Here is a 23,501-nt window from a genome sequence, read left to right as displayed (position 1 = left end):
ACGTTTGGCAAACGTTCGAGGTAAAGCGCGGCGACACACTGGCAAAAATTTTCAAACGTGCGGGACTCAGCCCACAGGATACCTACGCGGTAAGTCATGCTGGTGAACAAGCCAAAACGCTGGTTACCCTGTTACCCGGCGACAAACTGGATTTAGACGTACGCGACAACCAGTTTTACGGACTTCGTTATACCTTATCGGCAACCGATACACTGTTAATTACGCCTGAAAGCGACGGTTCGTTAACCTCCAGTATTGATTCTAAGCCAGTTGAAGTACGGTACAACTTTGCTCAGGGCGAGATCAGTTCAAGTTTCTGGAATGCAGGTACCGCTGCGGGTTTAACCGATAACCAAATCATGCACCTGGCAGGTATCTTTGGCTGGGATATCGACTTCGCGATGGAAATTCGCGATGGCGATACGTTCAACGTGATTTTTGAAGAGCGTTATATCGACGGCGAATTTGTTGGCTACGGCGACATCGTTGCTGCGGAATTTGTTAACCAGGGCGAGCAGTTTCGGGCTATCCAGCACGAAGACGGCAACTATTACACCCCGGAAGGCCGCAGTATGCGCAAGAGCTTCCTGCGCGCGCCAATTAACTTTAAATACGTAAGCTCAAACTTTACCAAGGCGCGTTTTCATCCGGTACAAAAACGCTGGAAAGCCCACCGCGGCACGGATTACGTAGCCGCTGTTGGAACGCCAGTAATGGCCGCAGGTGATGGGAAAGTAATTAAATCCGCTTACGATAAATACAATGGCCACCACGTGTTTATTCAGCACGGCGAATCGTACACCACCAAATACCTGCACTTTAGCAAACGTGCGGTAAAAACCGGTGATACGGTAAAACAGGGGCAAACCGTTGGTTATCTGGGCAGTACTGGCCTGGCGTCCGGACCGCATTTACACTACGAATTTTTGGTAGACGGTGTGCATCGCAACCCCAGAACGGTTGATCTTCCCAAGGCACGCCCAATTGCAGATAACGAACGCGAAACCTTTATGCAGATTGCGGCAGAACGGCTGGATCAGCTGAATGCGTCGCGCCGTATTATGCTGGCAATGAAATAACGCCCATGGCGTATGTGATTGGCGCAATGTCAGGCACCAGTATGGATGGCGTAGATGCCATTCTGGTTGACATCACCCGCGATCACATTCGCCCTGTTGCTGCTTTTCACCAACCCTATCCTGAAGCCCTGTTAGCGCAATTGCACAGCCTTTGTCGATTGGGCGACAACGAATTAAATATCTGCGGTAGTGTTGATCGCGCGGTAGCCAGTGTATTCGCCGGTACTGTGAACGGTTTGCTGGCGCAGCAAAAGCTCACTCCTGCCGACATACTGGCGATTGGCTCTCACGGCCAAACGGTTCGTCATTACCCTTCGCAGGTACCAGGCCTGAATCCTGAGGACGCAGGTTTTACTCTGCAAATTGGCGATCCAAATACTCTGGCTATTTTAACTGGCATTGATGTGGTGTCTGATTTCAGGCGCAAAGACATTGCCCTTGGCGGTCAGGGCGCGCCACTGGTACCGGCCTTTCATCATGCGCAGTTCAGTACACCAGGCAAAGCAAGAATAGTGGTAAACATTGGTGGGTTCGCCAACATTACCGTGTTGCCGGGCGATGATCCTGCCGGTATTCGCGGTTTCGATACAGGTCCGGGGAACGTATTACTGGATGCCTGGTGTATGCAACACTGTGGAACATCTTACGATGAGAATGGCAACTGGGCGGCCAGTGGCACAGTGAACGATGCATTACTGAAGAATATGCTGGCCGATCCGTATTTCCGCGTGTCAGGCCCCAAAAGTACCGGGCGTGAATACTTCAACATGGCTTGGTTACAGCAGCAGTTGGCAGGTGTGTCAGCGCTACCCGCAGAAGATGTGCAGGCTACCCTGCTTGCGCTGACCGCGCGTACTATTGCCAATGCCATAGCAAAGTATGCTGCTACGACAGAGTGCTACGTGTGCGGCGGTGGCGCTTTCAACAGTGCACTGATGAGCGCCTTACAGACCATGCTGCCTGGCATAAGCCTGTCGAGCACACACGCGTTGGGGATCCACCCACAATGGGTAGAAGGTATCGCCTTTGCCTGGCTTGCGTGGGCGCATTTAAACAAATTACCAGGCAATGTACCCGCAGTTACGGGGGCATCACGCCAGGCGGTGTTAGGGACATTTACCCCAGCCAGCTAAACACGGAGACGTTATGCGAAAGCTAGATCAAGTTGATATTGCCATTTTGTCCTGTTTGTACGAAGACCCTTGTATGACCAACAAGGCCATTGCTGAGGCTATTAATATGGCGCCGTCTTCGTGCCTGGAACGCATCAAACGCTTGCAGCACGAACAAGTGATCCGCGGTGCGCGAAGTGTTCTCAACTTCGCGGCGCTTGGCGGGCATATCCAGGCCATGGTAGCGGTGCGCCTGTCGTCGCACAGCCGAGATACGGTTGATCAGTTTCAGCAGGAACTGGTAGCCGAAAAAGAAGTACTGAGCGTGTTTCATATGGGCGGTGAGAACGACTTTTTACTGCATGTTTGCGTACCCGACGCCCTGCACCTTCGCGATTTTATATTTAATCAAATCACTGCCAGAGAAGCGGTTACTCACGTAGAGACTACCCTTATCTACGATCACATTACCAGCACGTCACTACCCTGTTTCCCTGATTAATATCCACTCGCGGGTTATCCTTAGTTCCAATACGCTATGACCTATAACGCAATGCTATTTGGAAAATCGCTTGGTTGCACACAGATCGTGAGTTAACTGATCGATGGGCTCGAGAATGCGTATAAGCTCCTCTGAGTCAGTACATCGATGCGATCACAACTACAAAGGATGACCAATGACAGACAAGCATTTATTCAAGCCCATTCAATGGGCTGGCGAAACACTTAACAACCGAATGGTGCTGGCACCACTTACCCGTGGCCGCGCAGGCGAAACCCGTGTGCCCATCGATATTATGGGCGACTATTATGTGCAGCGAGCCTCAGGTGGGTTACTGATCACCGAGGCTACAGGGATTTCTTCTGAAGCCAATGGCTGGGTAGGTGCACCGGGTATCTATACCGAGGAAATGACACATGGCTGGAAAGCCATTAACGAGCGGGTACATGAAGCTGGCGGCAAAATTGTACTGCAAATGTGGCATACCGGCCGCGCTTCGCACAGCGATTTCCACAATGGCGAACTCCCACTTTCTGCGTCAGCCATAGCCATTAATGACGACGGCGGCATTCATACACCCAACGGTAAAAAGCCCTTTGAAGTGCCACGCGCCATGACCAAAGAAGACATCGCGCGTACCGTAGCCGACTATAAACAGGCAGCAGTGAATGCGAAAGCCGCTGGCTTCGATGGTCTTGAAGTGCATGCCGCCAATGGCTACCTGCTTAACCAGTTCCTCGACAGCCGCAGCAATCAACGCGACGATGAATACGGTGGCAGCGTAGAAAATCGCTATCGCTTCCTCGGTGAAGTCCTTAGCGCCATACTGGAAGTCTGGCCCGCAGAAAAAGTCGGCGTGCGTTTATCGTCTAACGGCGTGTTTAACGACATGGGAGCCGATGATTTCCGCGAAACCTTCTTGTATGTAGCCAAACAACTGAACGAACTTAAGTTGGGCTACCTGCACGTTATGGACGGACTGGCGTTTGGCTTCCACCAGCGTGGTGAACCTATGACACTGGCCGAATTCCGTTCGGTATACAACGGCCTGCTGATTGGCAACTGTGGTTACGACCAGGCTACGGCAGAGCAGCGCATTGCCGATGGCGATGCCGATATGATTGCATTTGGCCGCCCGTGGATCACCAACCCGGATTTACCAGCGCGCTTTGAACATGATTATCCGCTAGCCCCCAGCGATGATATGAGTCGCTGGTATGGCGGTGGTGCCGAAGGCTATTCAGACTACCCGGCGTACAAGCCACAGTAGAGATAAATCACCAATGCGTTTCACAGGCGCACATCATGTGCGCCTGCTGTTTTACTAGCCCAATAACTCAACCAAACTCGGTTGTGACGCTGCGTGTTGGCGATGCACCGTTTCAATTGTATTGAAATAGAAAGTATCGAGTTCGTCGGCACACATAAACTGCTCGCTAAAACCCGGCACAATGGGGTCAATAGCGTGCTTCAACGCCAGTACAAAGTGCGCGATCAACTGTCTTACGTTGTCGCTGCCCATAGCAATACGCATGGTGGTGAGGCGAATACCCGCTTTTTCCTGCTCTTCCCGGCTTAACTCCGAGTGCGACGTAAGTGCCGGGCAAAGTATTAGCGTGTTGGTTTGCCCAATACTGATTTGGTGACCAAACGCAGGCTCCAGCGAATCGAAGAAACGCGCAAATTCCACCCGGTTTAACTCAGGTAAGTCCAACTCTACAGTAAATAACGCACAGGGCCAGCCGTGCTGATGCATCTTCTCACGCAACCCGGCATTGGGATGTTCCGGCAACGCATGGCTGTTTACTTTTACTTTGGGATGCGATGACAGAAAGCGGGTAAATACCTGGGTATTGATCACCTTGCTTAACATGCGGTGGTTCAAGGTTTTCATACCGGTTAAAACGTCGAACGCTTTTTCCGAATCCAGGAACGAGCCTTTAATGTAGTACACATCCCAAAACAGAGTTTGCGACCAATCGACGCCCTGTGTGGAGTGCCCTTTGGGCTGGAACATACGGTGGTTTTCACCAATCACTACGCCCGCTGTTGTGGTGCCGGTACCACAAATATCCTTGGTATAACTGTGCATCACATAATCGGGGCGACTGGCTTTGTCGGCGTGTTGCAGAGGCTTGTGCAATACCGGTGTTGCCAGTGTTGAATCCAGCATTACCAGCGCATTTTCGGCATGCGCGAGTCGACAGATTGCCGGTACATCAAGTACCAGTCCATGCGGATTACAAGGTGACTCAATGTAGACGTGTAGCTTTGCGCCACCTGCCAGTCTGTTTGCGTACTGGGTTTTCACGCTTTCCAGATGTGCAGCGAACTCAGCTTCTGAGTAGCCATCAAACCAGGCCAGCGTAATAGCCATCCGATTTTCGCGGGCAAAATAGTCGTGTAGTAATTGGAACACACCACCATACACGTTGCGCGACACTATCAGTACATCGCCGTGAGACAACACATTCGATAGCATGGCATCCACCGCCGCCATACCAGAGTTGAAGTTCCATGCCAGGTATTCCTGAGCATTGGGGCCCGCTTCCAAATCCACTATGGCGTTGGCTAACGAAATATTAGTGGGATTCATCAGGCGGCTATAAATTTGATGGGTCGATTCTTTACCCTCAAACGCCTCCTCTACCCATTCGGTACAGGCATACACATAGGTAGCCGTTTTCACTACTGCTGGTGTGGCTGAAAACAGCGCTGGCACATTGTCAAAAAGCGGGTAGTGTTGCTGAGAATCGTGGTTCAGACTTTGCCAGGTTTGACGAAACGGGTTTTGCAGGGTATCCAGTACCTTGGCAATTTGAAACGACAAAAACTTTTTGGCATTAAAATAGGCCAGCTTATCGGCTTTATCGAGGCTATCGAGGGTATCACGCGTTACCTGCCACAACTGCTGCACGCTGTCATGCGCCGCATATAAGTGTGAGGCGGTATCAGCCAACGCTTTACCGTAGGCACTGTTTGGCTGAATGCCAAAGTGCGCTAACTGCTCATTAACCAATTCGGCAACAGACTGAGCTTCGGTAGTATGCCGCCTTGGCGATAGCGCTTTGCTTGCAGCCGAAAATTCAGAAGTAGGGTGAGAGTGAGTCATTTGCAAACCTGTTCGTTAAATTTATTATTAGCTGAATATAATTCGTTAAAGATGCAAAATTAAGGAATTATATTCATATAAATTTAACAAACAGGAAACAAATGTTTACTGTGATGTGAATTTAGCCTGATTAGATCCGCGGATCGGTGGCCTTAACCCCGGTATTATCCTGATGCTGTTGCCATAATGCGAGCAGCGCCGGATACCCCGAGAAGTCCCACAACTCCCGAAAACTCACCCAGTCGATTAAACAAAATAAACAAATGGCAGGGTAATCCCACTGACTGAATTCGCCCTTTTCGGCGTCGGCATTCAGCACACTCAACAGGGTTTCTATGCGCTCTAATTGCAGCCGGAAAAATAACAAATCCGGGTTTTGTTCAATCCCTGAGCGCTTGAGCATCATCAGTTGCACAAATGAATCATTGGCGGCATCTATCATGGTTAACTGATTTTCCTGTTGCCAGCTCAAAGGCTTAGCACCAGATTTATCCTGCAAATAACGAAAGATAACCCGCGAGTCGAAGACTATTTGTTCGTTGTCTTCCAGTGCGGGGACTTTTAACGCAGGATTTTTTTCTTTCAACAACGCGCGCCCCGGGCCTGCGAAAATATCCATATTTACAAACTCGTAGTCTGTATCGCGAAGCCATAACCGAATGCGGCGAACATAGGGGGATGTGGTAGAGCCGTACAGTTTCATGATCTGATCTCGTGGAAAATTGAGCACTCAGACTAATACGAAAAAACGACTATTGGCAATTCAAAGGAACAAGCGGGGCGACAAATCCCCGCGAAAATCTGTTTAAACGCTGAAGCTGGCGCCACAGCCACAGGTTGTGGTGGCGTTGGGGTTTTGTACCAGAAAACGCGAACCTTCCAATCCGTCTACGTAATCTACTACGCCGCCAACAAGATATTGCAGGCTCATGGGGTCTACCACCAGGGTTACGTCATTTTTGTCGATAGTGGTGTCGCCGTCATTCACCTTTTCGTCAAATGTAAAACCGTACTGGAAGCCTGAACAACCACCACCCGTTACATACACGCGAAGTTTCAGATTCGGATTTTCTTCCTCTTGCACCAGCTCTTTCACTTTGCTGGCCGCTGCATCTGAAAACTCAATCGGAAGTGCCATCTCAACGGACATAAATACCTCAAATAAAAAACCGGCACGCCGGTAATAACATGGCGGTATTATCTAATACCTGAGTAATTACATCAACTATTCTGACGGGAGAATCTTTTGGGCGAAACGGCGGCGACCCACACGAAGCAAATCGCTGCATACAAAAGGCTCAAAGGGTTGAATCGATGGTAACCACACCGCTATTGGAATCATAAAAAATGGAATAGCCAGGTTCAGCGACCAACAAAAACGTACAGGTATTGTTACTGTAGGTTGCCTGATAATCCTGAGATGTATTGATAGCTACGGTGGGTGAGCCATCACCGAGCACGGCTCCCCATACCGACATACAGTCATACTCATTATTCAGCATCGGACTGGCTTCGTATGGCAGATAGCTTTGTGCAGGCCAACCGCTGGCATTCATGTCCATGAGGTTACTGCCATTACCGTACAAATTCAGATTGTCCACCGGGCCTGAATTACCGGTAGAAGCCCATTTTAAATGCGCCAGTTTGATTGCTGACGCAAAGGCCGAACCAGTTCCTTGCACAGTAGCAGCATGGGCTTCGTCCTGAAAATCAATAAAACGCGGCGCAGCCGTAACTGACAAAACCCCCAGGATCACGATCACCAGGATAAGTTCGATCAGCGTGAATCCGAAATTAGCTGAATAGCGGGACATGTTAACACTTAGAAAACCAGATACTTGTTCAATGATTATGTTGAATTACGCTGAAAAATAATACCTTTTTCTCATACTTACGCGTTATAAGTCAGGCAAAATACGCTTTTGTGAATACGTATGTATATTTCGTCTTCGGCTAATAGCCGCTATGCTCGAACTAAATAAGCTACAGAATACGCGTGATCATGAAATCAAACCTCCTGCACACATTAACCCGGGTAAGCGCACTGGCGCTAACGCTTCCTTTGATGCTATCGTGCCAACAACCACCGGATCGGGCACCGGAACAGTTATTGGACGCGCCTGCGCAGGATTTCACAATGCACACTAATAACGCCAACGCAAAGCCAGTAATCTATCAGGTATTCACCCGTTTATTTGGCAATAAAAACACGACTAACACGCCCTGGGGTACGCTGGAAGAAAACGGTGTTGGGAAGTTCAGCGATATTAATGATGATGCACTCATTGCGCTAAAGCAGATGGGAATAAGCCATGTGTGGTATACCGGCATTGTGCACCACGCGTCTGTTACCGACTATTCAGAGTACGGTATTCCGGTTGATGATCCCGACGTAGTAAAAGGCAGGGCGGGTTCGCCTTATGCCGTGCGCGACTATTACAATGTAAATCCGGATCTGGCTGACGATCCCACTCAGCGCCTGGCAGAGTTTGAGGCCTTAATTGCGCGCACGCATGCCCAGGGCCTGAAAGTGATCATCGATATTGTGCCCAACCATGTGGCCCGCAAATATGCGCCACTCACCTACCCGGAAACCAGTTTTGGTTTACATGACAATACCAATGTCGAGTATCAGAAGAACAACAATTTTTATTATGTGCCCGGTCAGGGGTTCGAAGTGCCTGATATACCAGAGAGTTTGACGCCTCTGGGCGGAGAGTCACATCCATTGGCTGACGGCAAGTTCGACGAATCCCCAGCCAAATGGACCGGCAACGGTGCCCGCGCCGCTAAACCAGATGTTAACGACTGGTACGAAACCGTAAAAATCAACTATGGCGTAAGACCAGACGGCACATACGACTTCCCAGCCCTGCCAGAGGCAATGCGCGGGTTACCTGCAACGGAGCATGTTGCGTTTTGGAAAGACAAATCCGTACCGGATTCCTGGGTGAAATTTAAGGATATTACCCAGTATTGGCTTAACAAAGGCGTGGATGGCTTTCGCTATGATATGGCTGAAATGGTACCCGTTGCGTTTTGGTCGTACCTGAACAGCCACATTAAAGTGCGCCGCCCGGATGCATTTTTACTCGCTGAAGTGTACCAGCCTCATATTTATCGCGATTATCTTCAATTGGGATTAATGGACTCGCTGTACGACAAAGTGGATTTTTACGATACGCTAAAACGCATCATGCAAGGTAACGGTGCCACCAGTGAACTGGTTGCCATTCAACAGCAATATCAGGATATTGCGCCACAACTACTGCACTTTTTAGAAAACCACGATGAACAGCGCATCGCCAGCCCGGATTTTGCGGGAGATGCGGAAAAAGGCAAACCTGCGTTAGTGGTGTCAGCACTCATGAGTTCGTCGCCAATGATGGTCTACTTTGGTCAGGAAGTAGGCGAAGATGGCAGCGAAGACATGGGATTTGGTAAACCTACCCGCACGACGATATTTGATTACGCCGGTGTACCCGCACACCAACGCTGGATGAATGAGGGTAAGTTTGATGGTGGACAGCTTTCCGATTCAGAAAAAGCCTTAAGGCACTACTACGAAACGGTGTTGAAAATTACTGCAACACATCCGGCAGCAACGGGCAGCTATGCCAGCCTGCATCAGGCAAGCCTTACTGGAGACAGTGATTACAGTGAAAAACAACTGGCCTTTGCACGCTGGCAAGGCGATGACAAACTCATCGTAGTAAGTAACTTTGATGCCAACAATGCAGTTGATCTCAATGTTTTATTACCCACTTCGTTACAAGGCAGTTGGTCTATTGACTCTCCACTGGTATTAACTGATTTATTGACAGGTCAAACGCTGATCTCAACATTGACTCAGCAACAACTCTCGATCGTAGTTGCCTTACCCCCTCTTGGTTCAGTAATTCTCTCCGTTGCTAAATAAACACTTACCCAACCAACAATAAATGCCAGGTCTAATAACCTGGCATCACCTACATGGCGTATGTTGCGCCAGCTAACATCATGAGTCCACCAGCAACCATAAATACGTTCTCACTAAGGGAAACAAACCCCAGAGGCACGTTACTGTCGCCGCCCACACAGGCGCACTTGAGTTCTCGTTTATCAATATAAACCGCTTTGACAACTGAAACAGCACCGACAGAACCGATAAATACAGACACCGGCGCCACCAGCCAGGGAGAAATGCCACTTAGCATGCCTAACCCCGCATACAGCTCCAGAAACGGATAAGCATAGCTGTAGCGAATGTGACGCATCGCTAGCAAGTCATAGGTAATAAAGCTATTAGTAAAAGTATACAAATTCTGCAGTTTTTGCACTGCCAGCAGGGTCATGGCAAATCCAATGAAAAGCATAATGGTGCCGCTAACAGAATATCCGGCGGTCAGTGATTGCTTATAAACCAGCGCGAGTAAAAACGCGACTGAAAAAATCGCTATCACCGGCTGATAACTGGTGCCCTTTTGACCCCGTGGAGATTTACCAAAAAAAGCTCGCAGGTCGTCATACCCGCCCACGCGCTTATCATCAATGAAAGTTTGAGGGGTCGTTTTAACGTTGTGCTTAGCCTTAAACGCGTCGGTTTCTTCACGCGTTTTAAGCCATCGGTCGTCTACCTGATAGCCCTCACGCTTTAGCAGGTCCTTTGAGCGCAGGCCGAAGGGACAAATGTGTTGGTCCGTAACCATACGATACAATATTGCCGTTTTCATTTCGCCTCCTGACATAGTAAAGATTTCAGAGATATGAAGCGTCACGTGTAAGCTTTTCAGACTTTACCCGTAAAACCCCATAGATCTGACTTTATTACAGGAGATATCGCAAAAAGCGATCCAAACTGTTATCAAACGCCGACCAGGCTGGTCAATACAGAGGTAACGACAAGTAATACCACGGCGACCACAATTTCCACATTGAGAGAAGCAACAAACTGCCGTACATCACCCGAGGTATGGATCGCTGGCACCAGCGATAGTTTGTGACGAGCCGCTAGAAACAGGATCCCACAGAACAACAATACCTTCCCCATCAATAACCAGCCATATCCGGTAAATAACAGATTGTGGACAGTACCGACAATGGCATATGCCAGGACAGCCCCCATTACAGCCATTATCAACACCAGCACACTGGCTTGTTCACCAAACCTGACTAGCCAGGGTAATAGCACGTCGACAGCGTCGTGTTGACAGGCTTTTCGCATAGGTAACAGTGCGCCAAACCACCACACAGCTACCAACACGTGAGTAGTAAGTAATGCACCATACCAAGGAGACATCTCAGCGGTATGTCCCGTAAACAGGAACGCACCGATTAAGGCGGTTGCGGTAGAAAGTTGCATGACTAGTGAAGATGCCTTCCACACCTTATCCTGGCTGGATGCCAGGATAGCGAAAAACGCTAAGGCAAAACCTATCGCCCGCCAACGCGCGGCATCGCCTGCGCCGGTAGACCAAACGATTTGCATCATGAACGATGACACCGCACCTTGCAGGCCATCATCGGCCAGCATGCCGGTTTGTGAGAAAAATTGCAGCGCAACAGAAACTAACCCGATTATCGACCAAACGATAAGTGACGGAGCAGACATAACTATACTGCTTTCAAAACGCCCACCAACCGTTTGTTGCCAGTAAAAACTGCCAAGCAAAACAATCATGGCGGCATAAATCCCCCACTTGCTCACCACAATCAGAACTGGCCAAAACAGTGAATCCATCACCGGGTTTAGTGCACCATAAAGCTATATTGTTTTTGTACCTTGTGGCCGTCTTTGCCCACAATGGTCCAATCAACCACATAGGTTTCCGGCTTCAGTGCTGGCAATGGCCAGCTGAATTGGCTAGCGGCCGCAGTAACGGGCTTAAAGCCAAATGCTACGTTGTCGCCATTGCTGTCGGTTACTTCAACGCTCAGTAAGATAACCTCGGCAGAATAACTTAACGACAGCGTTTCAGGTGCTTTCATCAGCATAGCGTTATCAGCTGGCACAGACGCAGTTAAATGGGTGTGAGCTGATGCACCAACACTCCAAAGCAACAGTAATACACTCAACAATCTCATTGTAAACCTCTTAAAATACACAGTGTTTTGATAGCGATAATTAATCCTTAGTCTAATAATACCGCGAGAAGAATTACGCTGGATATGCCACTGCGAACACAATTACGTATCGATTGTATACGTAAAGCAGCAGACTGTGCTTTTTGAATTACCCTTTTGCAGAAAAAATCGGTAACACTTTTCGTAACGAAGTAATAGCAAATCGCCAAAAATTCGGTGATATAGTGGCATTAACGCTTTAAGGATGAACACATGCAAGCTTCTGAATTCTCAAATAACGTTATACCCGTTGCCGACTTACCCAGTTTAACCTCCGTGGTATCAGAACCCATTTCCCCGGCCTACCGCCAACTGAATTTATGGCTAACCAGCGCCATCTTTGGGTTCATTGGGTTGCTGCTGGGAATAGTGTTAGTACAGCCGTGGTTTGAACTGCCAGCGCCGGTTCCATTTATCCTACTGTTGTGTTTGGCAGGGTTATTATTCATAGGAGCCTGGATTTTTACGTACCATTATTTTGCCGATCCGCTAATTCGATTTTCAATACGGGAACAGGATCTGGTGCTATTTAAAGGGCTGTTCTTTAAAGACATTATTTGCCAGCCAATCCTGCGAATCCAGCACATCGATATTCAGCGCGGGCCATTTGAACGCCTGGCGGGATTGGCAACTCTCAAGGTGTATTCTGCCGGTGGAAGCGATCACACCCTGGCTATCCCCGGCTTGCCCGCGGAAACAGCTGAACGCATGCGGCAGTTTGTGCTGAATCACTCAGACCTGTCACAGGATGAAGCATGAACGCCCCTGTTGATACAACCAGCGCAGTAGATAACTGGCAACGGGTGTCACCCTGGTCGGTTCTGCACTTTTTATTTGAACAATTGAAGCAATCTGTCAGCATTGCCGTTTACGTGATCCCGGCATTTATTCTTGGTGCTCACAACAATATACCTGACGCATTGGTACCTTTTATCATTGCTGGCCTGGTAGTGAGTTTTGTGGTTTCTAGTGTGCTTAAATACTGGTTCTTTCAGTTCACTATTTCAAAATCCGGCATCGCTATACGCTCTGGGGTACTGGATCGCACCTATACGGATTTGCCATTTGAACGCATTCAAAATGTAAAATTCGATCAGCCATTTTATTTTCGATTTCTGGATATGCTGGTGGTTACACTGGATACCGCGGGTTCCTCCAAACAGGAAGCGAAATTTTCCGGGGTCACGCGTGATTATGCCGAAACCCTGAAGCACACTATCTTGCAGGCGCGTAAATATCACCAGACAGCGGTGCAGGCTTCGGCAGAAGATTCTCCGGAAACTGAGCAGCAAGTTGCAGCTGACCAGGTTATTAACCGCCGCAGTCTGAAAGACTTGATCCTGCATGGCATCACCAATAACCGCGTATGGATTTTACTGGGTGCCGCAGCACCATTCTACGAGCAGGGAACCGACTGGGTTATCAATCAAATGACGTCTCTGCGTCCTCACATTGAGCAATGGTTTGGCAGCGAGGCCGTTACTTTTTGGTATGTGGGTGTAATGACCGCCATGCTGGTGATTGGGCTAATGGTGATCATGGCGTTGCTCTCAGTTGGTGGCAGTATTCTGATGTTTTACGGCTACACCCTATCTAAACGCGAAGATAAATACATTCGCCGCAGCGGATTAATTAACCGTCAGGAAGTGAGTATGAAACACTCCCGTATTCAGGTGTTTCGCATGCAGCAAGACTGGCTGGACAGGCTGTTAAAACGAGTAAATCTCTACTTTGAACAAAACGTAACAGGTAATCAGTATCAGCCCGAAACCAAAGCGGCCAACAAACTACTGGTGCCCTCGGTTACCGTGGAGCAGGCGGTTGCCCTGGCTGAAGATGTATTCCCTGCCCAGCAAGCGCGTAACATAATCTATACCGGCGCGCATATTCGTTATTTTTGGCGCTTGATGCTGATTGTGGTAACACCATTAACCGTGGTAGTTGCCATGCTTACCATTGGTTTTCTGGGTTTATACGGTGTGCTGCTCACGCTGGCGTTTCTGGCATGTGCAAGCGCTGTGGCAAGAGCGTGCTGGAAGCGCTGGGGACTGGCCCACGACGACCAGTATATCTACTTGCGCAAGGGAGCGTTTGGCGTGGATTACTGGTGTTTTCCTCGCAGCAAGCTTCAGCAGGTAGCCCTGTGCCAGAATATCTTTATGCAAAAACGACGATTGGTTAGCCTGGATTTAGTGCTGGCAAGTGGTCGGTTAACCATGCCCTATTTGCCACAGGACTATGCCTATTCACTAACCGATGACACCCTTGCCGAAATTGAGCAACACAAACCCGGCTGGATGTAGCGCAGCTCTGGTCTGAGCCTATCGGGTTGAGCGATAGGCGATGACCGTTAATCCCCACATACTGCGAGTGCCTGAAATCTCAATATTACCGCTCGGGGGCATTGAATTGTAATCCTGCTGACTGATACACAGCGTTGAAGACGCTAACCCTTCTGCAGCGTTAATGACCGCACGAAAATGACATCCTTTTGTACGCGTTTTTAACTGATATTGGGTAGCGTATTCGTAGCGATTGGTTACCGACAATTCATGGCCAGCCGCAGGCACTACATACATAATGAACGGATACAGGAACATCGCAATCAGGAATGGGGCAAACACTATTGTGAACTTCCCTGAGCGACTACGCCGTTTTAAATTGCGGCTAAAATAATTGTCTTTCGAAACGAAAAAGTAGAATGCGCAAGATAGGCCAATCGTGTAAATGAGTACTTGCGCAAACACCCACTCCTCCCACCAGGCAGCGGGCACAAAGCTCTGTCTGAACATCACGAGGAAATCCAGCGCCAGCACAAGTATAAACACCCCTTGCCAAAACCAAACCCACAGCTTATTTTCCGCAGGCACAGGTTCGAGTGCCTCGCCATAGTAGGCTTCTTCTTCCGTTAGTTGAGCTGCAGGCTGTTCTTCACGCCGTTTTTCAATCCACTCTTGCAACGATTGAAAACGGTCCGGGAAGCGCTCCCGGTCGAGTTGAGACAAGGCATCTTCGAGCTCGCTCAAACTATAATGCTGATAATCCGGTCCTTGTTGGTTCACTGCTTGTCCTATTGCGTTACTGTGAGCACGTCCTGCCAGTTATACTGGCGCTCGTAATCGCCGCGCTTGCGATTGTACTGAAACACCGAGGTGGTAAATCGCAGTGTTTCCGGTACAAATCCTTCGGGTAATTGAAGATAAAAGGTGACGGCCTGAAAATACTTAAACCCATAAGCTATTTCACCTTCGGGTAAGAATTCATCCTGTGAGGAATGCAGTACGGTATGTCGCCCGTCCTGGCTGCCAGTGATCTCTAATTGCAAGGTGCCTTTTACTACGGCATTCACGGCTCGTTGTTGCAATAACACCATAGAGCCTTTGAAATAGTTGGTACCAGCCGATGCCACTAATTCAAGCCCGTCTATAAAAAAGCCGTCCTGACTGGTTTCGGGGGCGATTACGTGCTGATAAAACGCTTTATCCTGCTGAAGGGCAAAGACTTGTTCCTGTTGGATTACCAGTTCATTTTTAAGCTGTTCTGCGTGTAATTTGGCTAACTCGAGCTCAACCCGAAGCTGATTTTGCACAGTGAGTAATTGCGCGTTTTCTGCCCGCAATGTGGTATTGGCATTGTTGGCACTGGCTAACGCTTCCGATAATCGCACGCGGTCAACATTCGCCAGAACAAACCCGAATACCACCATCGCTACCAGGCTAAAGCCAAGTAATATGATGGTGCGGGTATTGCCTAACCGCTTAGGAATATCAGATACATGCATGGTCAGACTGACACCAAATCGACTCACTATTTAAACAATTGACTGCACTTTGCCTTTTTTAGTTTCATTATTCAAATATCTTTGCTGCCAAGTTCTGTAATGCACTAACTCAATACTTTGAATATTAAGCGCTTGTGGTAGTATTTATGCATTCCTCCGTGCATACCCGGTATTATGCGACTGCAGTCTCTCAGACAAGAACTTGCCCATCCTCGCACTTCAGTGCAATTGTGCCTGTTGGGGATTGTTGCCGGTGTTACATCAGCCTTGCTCATTGTGCTATTCAGGCTGGGAATTGATTGGATTCAATCACTGGGTTTATATCTGCTTAGCCAATTTCAGCTAGGTAGCACGTTCGACTGGTTCATTTTGCCAATCGCGGCAGCCATCCTCATTTTGGTCATTGCGTTTTTCACCGGATTTAAACACTACCGTTTGGGTATCCCTTTTGTGATCCACCGGGTAAAACGGCATTACGGACATATCCCCTGGCGCACTACGGTAAATCAGTTTTTTGGTGGTATGTTAGCGCTGGCCGGTGGCTTTGTAGTGGGCCGAGAAGGGCCGTCAGTACATTTAGGCGCAGCAGGCAGCAGCTTATTCGGGCAAACCCTGCGCCTGCCCCAAAACAGTATTCGTACTCTGGCAGGCTGTGGCATTGCCGCGGGAATCTCCGCGTCATTTAATACACCACTGGCAGCGGTTATTTTTGTGATGGAAGTGGTACTCCGGGAATACAAAATACATATATTTGTGCCCGTCATGCTATCTGCCGCCTGTGGTTCGGTGATCACCCGGATTGTATTTGGTGAAGCTAACGAGCTGGCACAATTTTCTTATACTTCGTTCAGTCAGTGGCTATACCTGTACCTGATTATTTTTGGTTGTTTGCTCGGTGTGCTCGCCACCTTGTTTAACCAGGCGCTTATGACCGTTATGGCCGCTTTTCGCAGGGTATCAATGGTATGGCGTTTATTGTTGGCATCATTGATTACCGCAATGTGTGGAGCGCTGTTGCCAGAATCCCTGGGGGCGAGTTTTGAGGACGTTAATGCACTGTTCTCGCAAAACCCCGAAGCCATCATGGTGCTGGTAATTTTGCTGATGAAATTTGTGTTGGCTACCTGTGCCATTGGATTAGGTATTCCCGGTGGGATCATTGGCCCGGTGATGGTAATTGGCATGCTGGCAGGCGCGTTTTTGATGATCCCGATATCTTACTGGCTGCCCCGTGAAGACTTTACCAGCAGCTTTGCGCTGCTGGGCATAGCAGGTATGCTCACCGCGGTTTTACACGCCCCGCTGGCGGCATTGGTAGCAGTAATGGAATTGTCCTATCGGCCGGAAATCATTCTGCCGGCCATACTGGTGATCGTGCCCGCTTACGTAACAGCAACGCAGTTTTTGGGTAACCGCTCTATATTTATGCAACAGCTGGATTTTCAAAAACTGCCCTACACTATTACGTCCATTCGGGAAGCGCTTGAGAAAACCGGTGTGCAGGCGGCCATGGAAACAGACTACAAGCTGTTTTACGATGCGCCAGAAGAAGCGCTGTTGAAGTGTCTGGCCGATGCGCCTACCCAACTGGTTATTCAACAAAGTAAGTTTGAACTGGACATTAAATACGCCTGGGTGCATTACGATGTAAGTTTAAGTCAGCATGCCCACCCTATCAGCTATCAAACGATGACAGGTATATCGTCACAAGCCACACTGGCAGAGGTTTACGAACAGCTTTACAGCGCTCGCTCGGGCGCCGTTTATATTTACGACGACAATCCATCGGTGATCACGGGTGTCATCACCTGGAACCGCTTGCAAAGTTTCCTGCAACGCGCACAGTTTTAAAAAGGTACACGCTATGACAATTCTGTGGCTTAAAGCCCTGCACATTTTCTTTATGGTAGCCTGGTTTGCCGGCATTTTTTATTTGCCACGCCTGTTTGTCTATCACGCAGAAGCAGAAAATCAGGCGGTTAAAGATACGTTCAAGGTTATGGAGCGTCGTTTGTGGTTATTTGTTACGCCATTCGCCGTATTCACATTGCTATTTGGGGTAGGTCTTATCTACACTTATGGTTATAGCTGGTTTGCTGCATCGCATTGGTTGCATATTAAACTGGTTTTGGTTACGCTGATTTATGGCTATCATTTTTATTTATGGTATCTGGTAAAGCAATTTGCAGCCGATAAGGTAACGCATTCAGCACGTTTTTTCCGAATTTTAAACGAAGCGCCAGTGCTGGTGTTGTTAGCGATAATCCTGCTGGCTGTCGTAAAATTTATCTGATTTTCTTTCTCAAAGAAGCTGTATCCGCCCCAAATGGACGTACGGGCACCCACAAGGACATTACATGGACGTAAACAATCAACTGCTAAAAGAGTTGTTACACAAGACCGACATCGCCTTTGAGGCGCTTAGAGAGGATCCTGACTCGGAAGAATGCCAACTGGCCTACGACGAAGCCAAACAAGCCTTAGACAGCTACATTACTACCGTAAAAGAACTTCTTCAGGTTAAACATCGCTACCGGTAAACGTATACCGATTCGCATAGACATTGTCATTATTCCGACTGGAACGTTTCAAACTGATTAGGTAAATGCCCGGCTAACTCTCCGCTTATCGCCACGTATTCCTGCAACATGGCAGGCAAGCTTACAAACAGCTTAGGTAAGCCTTCATGCAATGTACTGCGCTTATTGTCAGGCGCATTAGCCAGGGCCTGCTCCGGCTCTGCTAACGTACTAAACAACTTAAGGCAACGCGTTAACCTTTCAGCTAAAGCGGGTAAATCTGAACCTTGTTCTCCGCCCTGATGCCAGGCCCGTTGCCATACTTTTTCAAGTTGTTGATGGCCGGTCAGCACGCCCTTTAGCCAGTCACATAATGCGCTTCGCTGTTCACTCTCCTGTGACCATTTGCAGTAGGCTGGCAGCAATGCTGCCTGCTTGCGCATTGCGTCCAGCGCATCACGGAGTTGCTTCATTAGCCCATCGGCTAGTTCATCGGCCTGTTGTTTGCTAATTGAATGCGAACCAGATTGATCGATTACCCAGGGCATCCACTCTTCCGGCATTGGAATTTCAGGTGCCGACGCCACAGCGAATATCACCCCTTCTGCATAGGGCCGCGAGGCTAACATGCTGGAAAACTCAGGGTGTTCAAAAATACTGATGTGTGTTGGCATGACGGATTCCATTGGCTTGCGTCTGTTCACTGAAGTGTAGGCATGGTTTAATAGCCAAAACGACACAGGCACTTTCGGTGAAAATAGACGAAGCCTGATGTGCGCCCAGCTTAAAACAATAATAACGAGTGTAGCATGACCCCAACCCGAACCAAATCCGGTTATATCATTGCCGCTGCCTTCATTGGTCCGGGTACTGTTACCACTGCCAGCCTGGCGGGCGCACAGTTTGGCTTTCATCTTGTGTGGGCACTGCTGTTTTCCGTCATTGCTACCATTGTGCTCCAGGACATGTCTGTGCGATTAGGCTTTGCGACAGGTAAAGGCATGAGCGAAGCACTGCACCATCAGTTCAAGCGCCCTTGGGTAAAGTATCCTCTGATTCTGCTGGTAGTTGCCGCAATTGGAATAGGTAATGCTGCCTATGAATCGGGCAACCTTACCGGCGCAGCACTGGGGCTGAACGGCATAGTGTCACTTGGCATTGGTACATGGGGCGGGATCATGGGGCTGATTGCAGCCATGCTGTTGTGGTGGGGCAAATACCGGATTATTGAATCTGTGCTGGTTGCCTTGGTGGGCTTGATGGCATTGGTTTTCGCTGTCACGTTTGCGGTATCAGAACCGGATTGGTCTGCCATGCTTAACCAAATTTCTTCACCCGTGCTCAATACCAGCAGTTTAACCACCATTCTGGCATTGATTGGCACCACCATTGTACCTTACAACCTCTTTTTACACGCCAGTCTGATTGCCCGACAGCAACAGGAACAACATTTACCGGCCAGTACTTACCGACGCCAATCAGGGCTGGCCATTGGTGTTGGTGGATTGATTACCCTTGTGATCATGGCTACCGCCATGCAAGCCTTTTATGGACAGGCCAACGAACTTCAGGCGGGCAATCTTGCGGCACAACTGGCCCCACTACTGGGCTCATATGCTGAAGTATTTTTTGCAATGGGGATGTTTGCAGCCGGATTAACCAGCGCCATTACCGCCCCACTCGCCGCAGCCTATGCGGTGTGCGGAGCGCTGAATAAACCCACGGATCTCAGCAGTGTGTGGTTTCGCGCTGTGTGGGGTATTGTGTTAGTAGCAGGTGTAGTGGCTACCCTTACGGGAACCAGACCACTGTACGCTATTTTGTTTGCTCAGGCCGCCAATGGGGTGTTACTGCCAGTTATTGCCCTGCTATTGCTGTATATGATGAATACCCACCCCCAACTTGGCGCGCTGCGCAATCGCTTAGCGGCCAATGTATTAGGCGGTGGGGTTGTTATACTGATTGTTGGACTGACTTACCAGAAGCTATTTGCTTAAGCGATCCAGGATCTCGGTTAACATCGCCCGGCTACAGCCAAAGTTGATACGGAAGAAGTTGGGCGCACCAAAGTCTTTACCCGGCGATGGGCCAATACCTTTGGATTCACACCATTGCTGCACGTCTTCAACGCCCAAACCACTGCCGTCGATCCAGGCCAGGAAGGTTGCGTCGGCACACACTACAGAAAGGCCGTCTATCTCGTTAATACGCGACACCAGATAATCGCGGTTGGCGCGCAAATACGCAATCTGTTCAGCCAGCCATTCATCCCCTTCGGTAAAAGCGGCCCGGGTAGCTTCCAGCCCCATAATATTTGCCCACGGCACAATACCGGCTGCTGACTGACTAAACTTACGGCGTAACGACGCGTCTGGAATGATCGCAAAGGATGTTCCTAAACCGGCTACGTTGAATGTTTTACTGGCAGCCATCAGGGTAATACTGCGATCCTGTAATGCGGCCACCCGACCAGCTGGGATATGAGAGACTTGCTCACTTAAAATCAGGTCGCAATGGATCTCATCTGAGCACAATGTCACATTGTGTTGTTCACAAATGGCGGCAATAGCATCCACTTCGTCCTGTGTCATTACCGAGCCCACCGGGTTCATTGGATTACACAAGATCATAAGTTTGCAACGCGGATCGGCAGCTTCTCTTGCTAAGGCATCCAAATCCAGCGTCCAGCGGCCATTTTGCAACACAGTAGGAATATCTACCCGCTGGGTTTTATTCAGTGCCGGAGCAGCCAGCAATGGCGGGTAATTGGGCGTTTGGACCAGTACTTTATCACCTTCTTCACAGTAAGCTTTAATGGCAACATTGAACGCGGGTACTACACCAGGTGTCCATACAATCCAGTCAGATTCGATCGCCCAATTGTGCTTATCGCGCAGCCAACGCACAATAGCATCGTTTGCCGGCTTGTGTTGCGCCGGAAGGGTATACCCCATTACACCGTGCTCAGTTAACGCATGTAATGCATCCAGAATGGCTGGCGCACAACGAAATTCTGTGTCCGCTACCCAGCAAGGCAGAATGTCTTTTCCTGCGTATTTCTGCCATTTAAACGACCACTGGTTGGTGCGGTCTGGTGTGTGATCAAACGTACTCACTGCAACTACCTTTTACATGGGTTGTATGACTATTTCGTCAATTGTTGTTTTAGCAAACTCACTAATTTATCGCGTCGGATTGGCTTAACCAGGTACGCAACGGCACCCAGTTGTTTTGCCAGTACCTCGGTTTGACGCGATGCGAAAGCGGTCATGAAAATAAACGGCACACTCAGGCCTTTTTCGCGGCAGGCCCGCAATAACGCAAGGCCATCGTATTCCGGCATCACCATATCGCTCACAATGATGTCCAGCGAAGTGTTGGTTTGATGCATTAAAAACTCTTTTGCAAATGCACTTCGCGTAAAACTGATAACCTGTGCATCCAGCTCCGATTCAATGACGTGCGCAATGAGTTCCAAAGACACCTCATCATCATCTATTACGGCAATGGTATAAGTAGACATAGTATCGAAAAACCAAACCAGATAGTTTAGAAATATACACACTGAAATGACGTGATCACTAAGGCGTAAACCGTTTCATATCTGTGTGCATTGGGCCAATGGCGGGTCGTAAGACAAAAGTCAAAGAAGAAGATTCGACCAGCCCGCACAAGTTACTATGTACATAATAGTAATAGAAAAAGGCCGGATGCGATAGCAACCGGCCTTTGTATATATAACTAAATCGAATATTTAGCGGTAAACATCCCAAAAACTGAGATGTATTACCGTAGTGATTTATTTAGAACGTGATGCGCGTTTACGATCGTTTTCGGTAAGCAGTTTCTTACGAATACGAATGCTCACAGGGGTAACTTCTACCAGTTCGTCATCATCGATAAACTCAAGCGCTTGCTCCAGTGACATCTTGATTGGCGGAACCAGTGTCTGCGCTTCATCGGTGCCCGATGCACGAACGTTAGTTAACTGCTTACCTTTCAGGGCGTTAACCGTTAGGTCGTTATCACGGCTGTGAATACCAATGATCATACCTTCGTACACTTCAACACCGTGACCGATGAACAAGCGACCACGCTCCTGCAGGTTGAACAGGGCGTTAGTCAGTGCTTTACCCGGAGCGTTAGCAATCAGTACACCGTTCTTACGCTTGCCAATCACGCCGCCTTTGTGCGGGCCGTAATGGTCAAATGTGTGGTACAACAAACCTGAACCAGAGGTCATGGTCATGAAATCAGTCTGGAAGCCAATCAAACCGCGGCTTGGAATAATGAAATCCAAACGTACACGACCCTTACCATCTGGGTTCATGTCGCGCATTTCAGCTTTACGCAAGCCAAGCTGTTCCATAACGGAACCCTGGTCACCTTCTTCAACGTCGATCGTCAGCGTTTCAAACGGCTCCTGCAGTTCGCCATCTACTTCCTTCAGGATTACTTCCGGACGCGATACTGCGATTTCATAACCTTCGCGACGCATGTTCTCGATCAGGATACCTAGGTGCAATTCACCACGACCAGAAACACGGAATTTATCCGGGTCCGCCGTTTCTTCAACCCGCAGTGCTACGTTGTGGATCAGTTCGTCTTGCAAACGCTCAAGGATATTACGCGATGTTACGTATTTACCTTCTTTACCAGCAAATGGAGACGTGTTGACCTGGAAAGTCATAGTAACTGTTGGCTCATCTACGCTTAATGGCGGCAATGCTTCAACGGTGTTTACATCACAGATGGTGTCAGAAATTTTCAGTTCGCCCAGACCTGTGATAGCGATAATGTCGCCAGCAGTAGCCATTTCCACTTCGTGACGCGCCAGTCCAAGGTAACCGTATACCAGGCCAACTTTTCCATTGCGCTTTTTACCGTCAGCGGTAACAACCGTTACTTGTTGGTTAGGCTTAACACTGCCGCGAGTAATACGACCAACACCGATAACACCTACGTAAGAGTTGTAATCCAGCTGAGAAATCTGCATCTGGAACGCGCCGTCGATATCGGCATTCGGCGGAGAAACCTGATCGATGATGGTTTGGAACAGCGCCGTCATGTCTTCTTCTTTTTTATCAGAACTCAATGACGCCCAACCGTTTAGTGCAGACGCGTACACCACCTGGAAATCCAGCTGGTCATCGGTTGCACCCAGGTTATCGAACAGGTCGAATACCTGATCAATAACCCAGTCAGGACGCGCGCCTGGCTTGTCGATCTTGTTAATTACTACAATCGGCTTCAACCCCTGAGCAAAGGCTTTCTGGGTTACGAAGCGAGTTTGT

At 48.9% G+C, this 23,501-nt stretch carries 24 protein-coding genes; 11 read left to right on the top strand and 13 right to left on the bottom strand.

Annotated elements, in window-relative coordinates:
• From ACLR2L_RS09930 to ACLR2L_RS09915, 4 genes are all read left to right on the top strand, one after another.
• On the top strand, nt 1–1,079 hold a 1,079-nt coding region (locus tag ACLR2L_RS09930), incomplete at its 5' end, for a peptidoglycan DD-metalloendopeptidase family protein (RefSeq protein WP_413367855.1).
• 5 nt (nt 1,080–1,084) lie between these two features.
• Nucleotides 1,085–2,212 (top strand): anhydro-N-acetylmuramic acid kinase, encoded by a 1,128-nt coding sequence (locus ACLR2L_RS09925; protein WP_413367853.1) that lies wholly within the window; start codon nt 1,085–1,087, stop codon nt 2,210–2,212.
• A 13-nt stretch (nt 2,213–2,225) separates the two neighbouring features.
• Nucleotides 2,226–2,693 carry an Lrp/AsnC family transcriptional regulator gene (locus ACLR2L_RS09920; RefSeq protein ID WP_413367851.1) on the top strand — a complete coding sequence of 156 codons (468 nt, stop codon included), beginning with the start codon at nt 2,226–2,228 and terminating at the stop codon, nt 2,691–2,693.
• Between the two features lie 175 nt (nt 2,694–2,868).
• Nucleotides 2,869–3,963, top strand: a complete 1,095-nt coding sequence (locus ACLR2L_RS09915) for an alkene reductase (RefSeq protein ID WP_413367849.1) — start codon at nt 2,869–2,871, stop codon at nt 3,961–3,963.
• A gap of 54 nt (nt 3,964–4,017) precedes the next feature.
• On the opposite strand, the gene ACLR2L_RS09910 is transcribed toward ACLR2L_RS09915, so the two are convergent.
• From ACLR2L_RS09910 to ACLR2L_RS09895, 4 genes are all read right to left on the bottom strand, one after another.
• Nucleotides 4,018–5,805: a trans-sulfuration enzyme family protein gene (locus tag ACLR2L_RS09910; protein WP_413367847.1), complete on the bottom strand. Its 1,788-nt coding sequence runs from the start codon at nt 5,803–5,805 to the stop codon at nt 4,018–4,020.
• 130 nt (nt 5,806–5,935) lie between these two features.
• Nucleotides 5,936–6,508: a glutathione S-transferase family protein gene (locus tag ACLR2L_RS09905; protein ID WP_413367846.1), complete on the bottom strand. Its 573-nt coding sequence runs from the start codon at nt 6,506–6,508 to the stop codon at nt 5,936–5,938.
• A gap of 102 nt (nt 6,509–6,610) precedes the next feature.
• Nucleotides 6,611–6,955, bottom strand: a complete 345-nt coding sequence (erpA, locus tag ACLR2L_RS09900) for an iron-sulfur cluster insertion protein ErpA (RefSeq protein ID WP_140959176.1) — start codon at nt 6,953–6,955, stop codon at nt 6,611–6,613.
• A gap of 148 nt (nt 6,956–7,103) precedes the next feature.
• The gene (locus ACLR2L_RS09895) at nt 7,104–7,619 is read right to left on the bottom strand and encodes a type II secretion system protein (protein ID WP_413367844.1); all 516 of its coding nucleotides are present in this window, start codon (nt 7,617–7,619) and stop codon (nt 7,104–7,106) included.
• A gap of 188 nt (nt 7,620–7,807) precedes the next feature.
• Between ACLR2L_RS09895 and ACLR2L_RS09890 the strand changes: the two genes are divergently transcribed.
• Nucleotides 7,808–9,724, top strand: coding sequence for an alpha-amylase family glycosyl hydrolase (locus ACLR2L_RS09890; RefSeq protein ID WP_413367843.1), 1,917 nt, complete (start codon nt 7,808–7,810; stop codon nt 9,722–9,724).
• A gap of 49 nt (nt 9,725–9,773) precedes the next feature.
• Here ACLR2L_RS09890 and ACLR2L_RS09885 read toward each other — a convergent pair whose 3' ends face one another.
• The 3 genes from ACLR2L_RS09885 to ACLR2L_RS09875 form a co-directional block, all read right to left on the bottom strand.
• Nucleotides 9,774–10,517, bottom strand: coding sequence for a MauE/DoxX family redox-associated membrane protein (locus tag ACLR2L_RS09885; protein ID WP_413367842.1), 744 nt, complete (start codon nt 10,515–10,517; stop codon nt 9,774–9,776).
• Between the two features lie 131 nt (nt 10,518–10,648).
• Nucleotides 10,649–11,524 carry a copper resistance D family protein gene (locus ACLR2L_RS09880; protein WP_413367841.1) on the bottom strand — a complete coding sequence of 292 codons (876 nt, stop codon included), beginning with the start codon at nt 11,522–11,524 and terminating at the stop codon, nt 10,649–10,651.
• An 8-nt stretch (nt 11,525–11,532) separates the two neighbouring features.
• On the bottom strand, nt 11,533–11,868 hold the full coding sequence (locus tag ACLR2L_RS09875) for a copper resistance protein CopC (RefSeq protein WP_413367839.1): 336 nt from the start codon (nt 11,866–11,868) through the stop codon (nt 11,533–11,535).
• 252 nt (nt 11,869–12,120) lie between these two features.
• Here ACLR2L_RS09875 and ACLR2L_RS09870 point away from each other — a divergent pair, with 252 nt between their 5' ends.
• Both ACLR2L_RS09870 and ACLR2L_RS09865 read left to right on the top strand, forming a co-directional pair.
• Complete coding sequence (locus tag ACLR2L_RS09870; RefSeq protein WP_413367837.1) at nt 12,121–12,666, top strand: PH domain-containing protein; 546 nt, start codon at nt 12,121–12,123, stop codon at nt 12,664–12,666.
• Complete coding sequence (locus tag ACLR2L_RS09865) at nt 12,663–14,210, top strand: PH domain-containing protein (protein WP_413367835.1); 1,548 nt, start codon at nt 12,663–12,665, stop codon at nt 14,208–14,210. Before ACLR2L_RS09870 ends, ACLR2L_RS09865 begins: the two co-directional genes overlap by 4 nt.
• Nucleotides 14,211–14,228: 18 nt before the next feature.
• On the opposite strand, the gene ACLR2L_RS09860 is transcribed toward ACLR2L_RS09865, so the two are convergent.
• Together ACLR2L_RS09860 and ACLR2L_RS09855 are read right to left on the bottom strand one after the other, a co-directional pair.
• Nucleotides 14,229–14,969 (bottom strand): hypothetical protein, encoded by a 741-nt coding sequence (locus ACLR2L_RS09860; RefSeq protein WP_413367833.1) that lies wholly within the window; start codon nt 14,967–14,969, stop codon nt 14,229–14,231.
• 8 nt (nt 14,970–14,977) lie between these two features.
• On the bottom strand, nt 14,978–15,715 hold the full coding sequence (locus tag ACLR2L_RS09855) for a DUF6776 family protein (protein ID WP_413367831.1): 738 nt from the start codon (nt 15,713–15,715) through the stop codon (nt 14,978–14,980).
• A 147-nt stretch (nt 15,716–15,862) separates the two neighbouring features.
• Here ACLR2L_RS09855 and ACLR2L_RS09850 point away from each other — a divergent pair, with 147 nt between their 5' ends.
• The 3 genes from ACLR2L_RS09850 to ACLR2L_RS09840 all read left to right on the top strand — a co-directional run bounded on the left by ACLR2L_RS09850 (nt 15,863) and on the right by ACLR2L_RS09840 (nt 18,228).
• Nucleotides 15,863–17,539, top strand: coding sequence for a chloride channel protein (locus ACLR2L_RS09850; protein WP_413367829.1), 1,677 nt, complete (start codon nt 15,863–15,865; stop codon nt 17,537–17,539).
• 13 nt (nt 17,540–17,552) lie between these two features.
• On the top strand, nt 17,553–17,981 hold the full coding sequence (locus ACLR2L_RS09845) for a CopD family protein (RefSeq protein ID WP_413367827.1): 429 nt from the start codon (nt 17,553–17,555) through the stop codon (nt 17,979–17,981).
• Nucleotides 17,982–18,045: 64 nt separating this feature from the next.
• A complete protein-coding gene (locus ACLR2L_RS09840) occupies nt 18,046–18,228 on the top strand; it encodes a hypothetical protein (RefSeq protein WP_413367825.1) in 183 nt (60 codons plus the stop codon).
• 29 nt (nt 18,229–18,257) lie between these two features.
• On the opposite strand, the gene ACLR2L_RS09835 is transcribed toward ACLR2L_RS09840, so the two are convergent.
• Complete coding sequence (locus tag ACLR2L_RS09835; protein WP_413367823.1) at nt 18,258–18,881, bottom strand: UPF0149 family protein; 624 nt, start codon at nt 18,879–18,881, stop codon at nt 18,258–18,260.
• Between the two features lie 135 nt (nt 18,882–19,016).
• Between ACLR2L_RS09835 and ACLR2L_RS09830 the strand changes: the two genes are divergently transcribed.
• The gene (locus ACLR2L_RS09830; protein WP_413367821.1) at nt 19,017–20,204 is read left to right on the top strand and encodes an Nramp family divalent metal transporter; all 1,188 of its coding nucleotides are present in this window, start codon (nt 19,017–19,019) and stop codon (nt 20,202–20,204) included.
• On the opposite strand, the gene ACLR2L_RS09825 is transcribed toward ACLR2L_RS09830, so the two are convergent.
• From ACLR2L_RS09825 to ACLR2L_RS09815, 3 genes are all read right to left on the bottom strand, one after another.
• Entirely contained in the window at nt 20,193–21,323 is a 1,131-nt protein-coding gene (locus ACLR2L_RS09825) for a MalY/PatB family protein (RefSeq protein ID WP_413367819.1), read from the bottom strand. The genes ACLR2L_RS09830 and ACLR2L_RS09825 overlap by 12 nt on opposite strands.
• A gap of 29 nt (nt 21,324–21,352) precedes the next feature.
• On the bottom strand, nt 21,353–21,730 hold the full coding sequence (locus ACLR2L_RS09820) for a response regulator (protein WP_413367817.1): 378 nt from the start codon (nt 21,728–21,730) through the stop codon (nt 21,353–21,355).
• Between the two features lie 276 nt (nt 21,731–22,006).
• Nucleotides 22,007–23,501 (bottom strand): GTP-binding protein TypA/BipA (locus tag ACLR2L_RS09815; RefSeq protein ID WP_413367815.1); only part of this gene is annotated, 1,495 nt, incomplete at its 5' end.

The organism is Alteromonas sp. AMM-1 (assembly GCF_047290655.1).
Classification (GTDB): Bacteria; Pseudomonadota; Gammaproteobacteria; order Enterobacterales; family Alteromonadaceae; genus Alteromonas; species Alteromonas mangrovi.
Note: the sequence above shows the minus strand (reverse complement) of the source record. Positions and strands in the feature narration are given on the sequence as shown.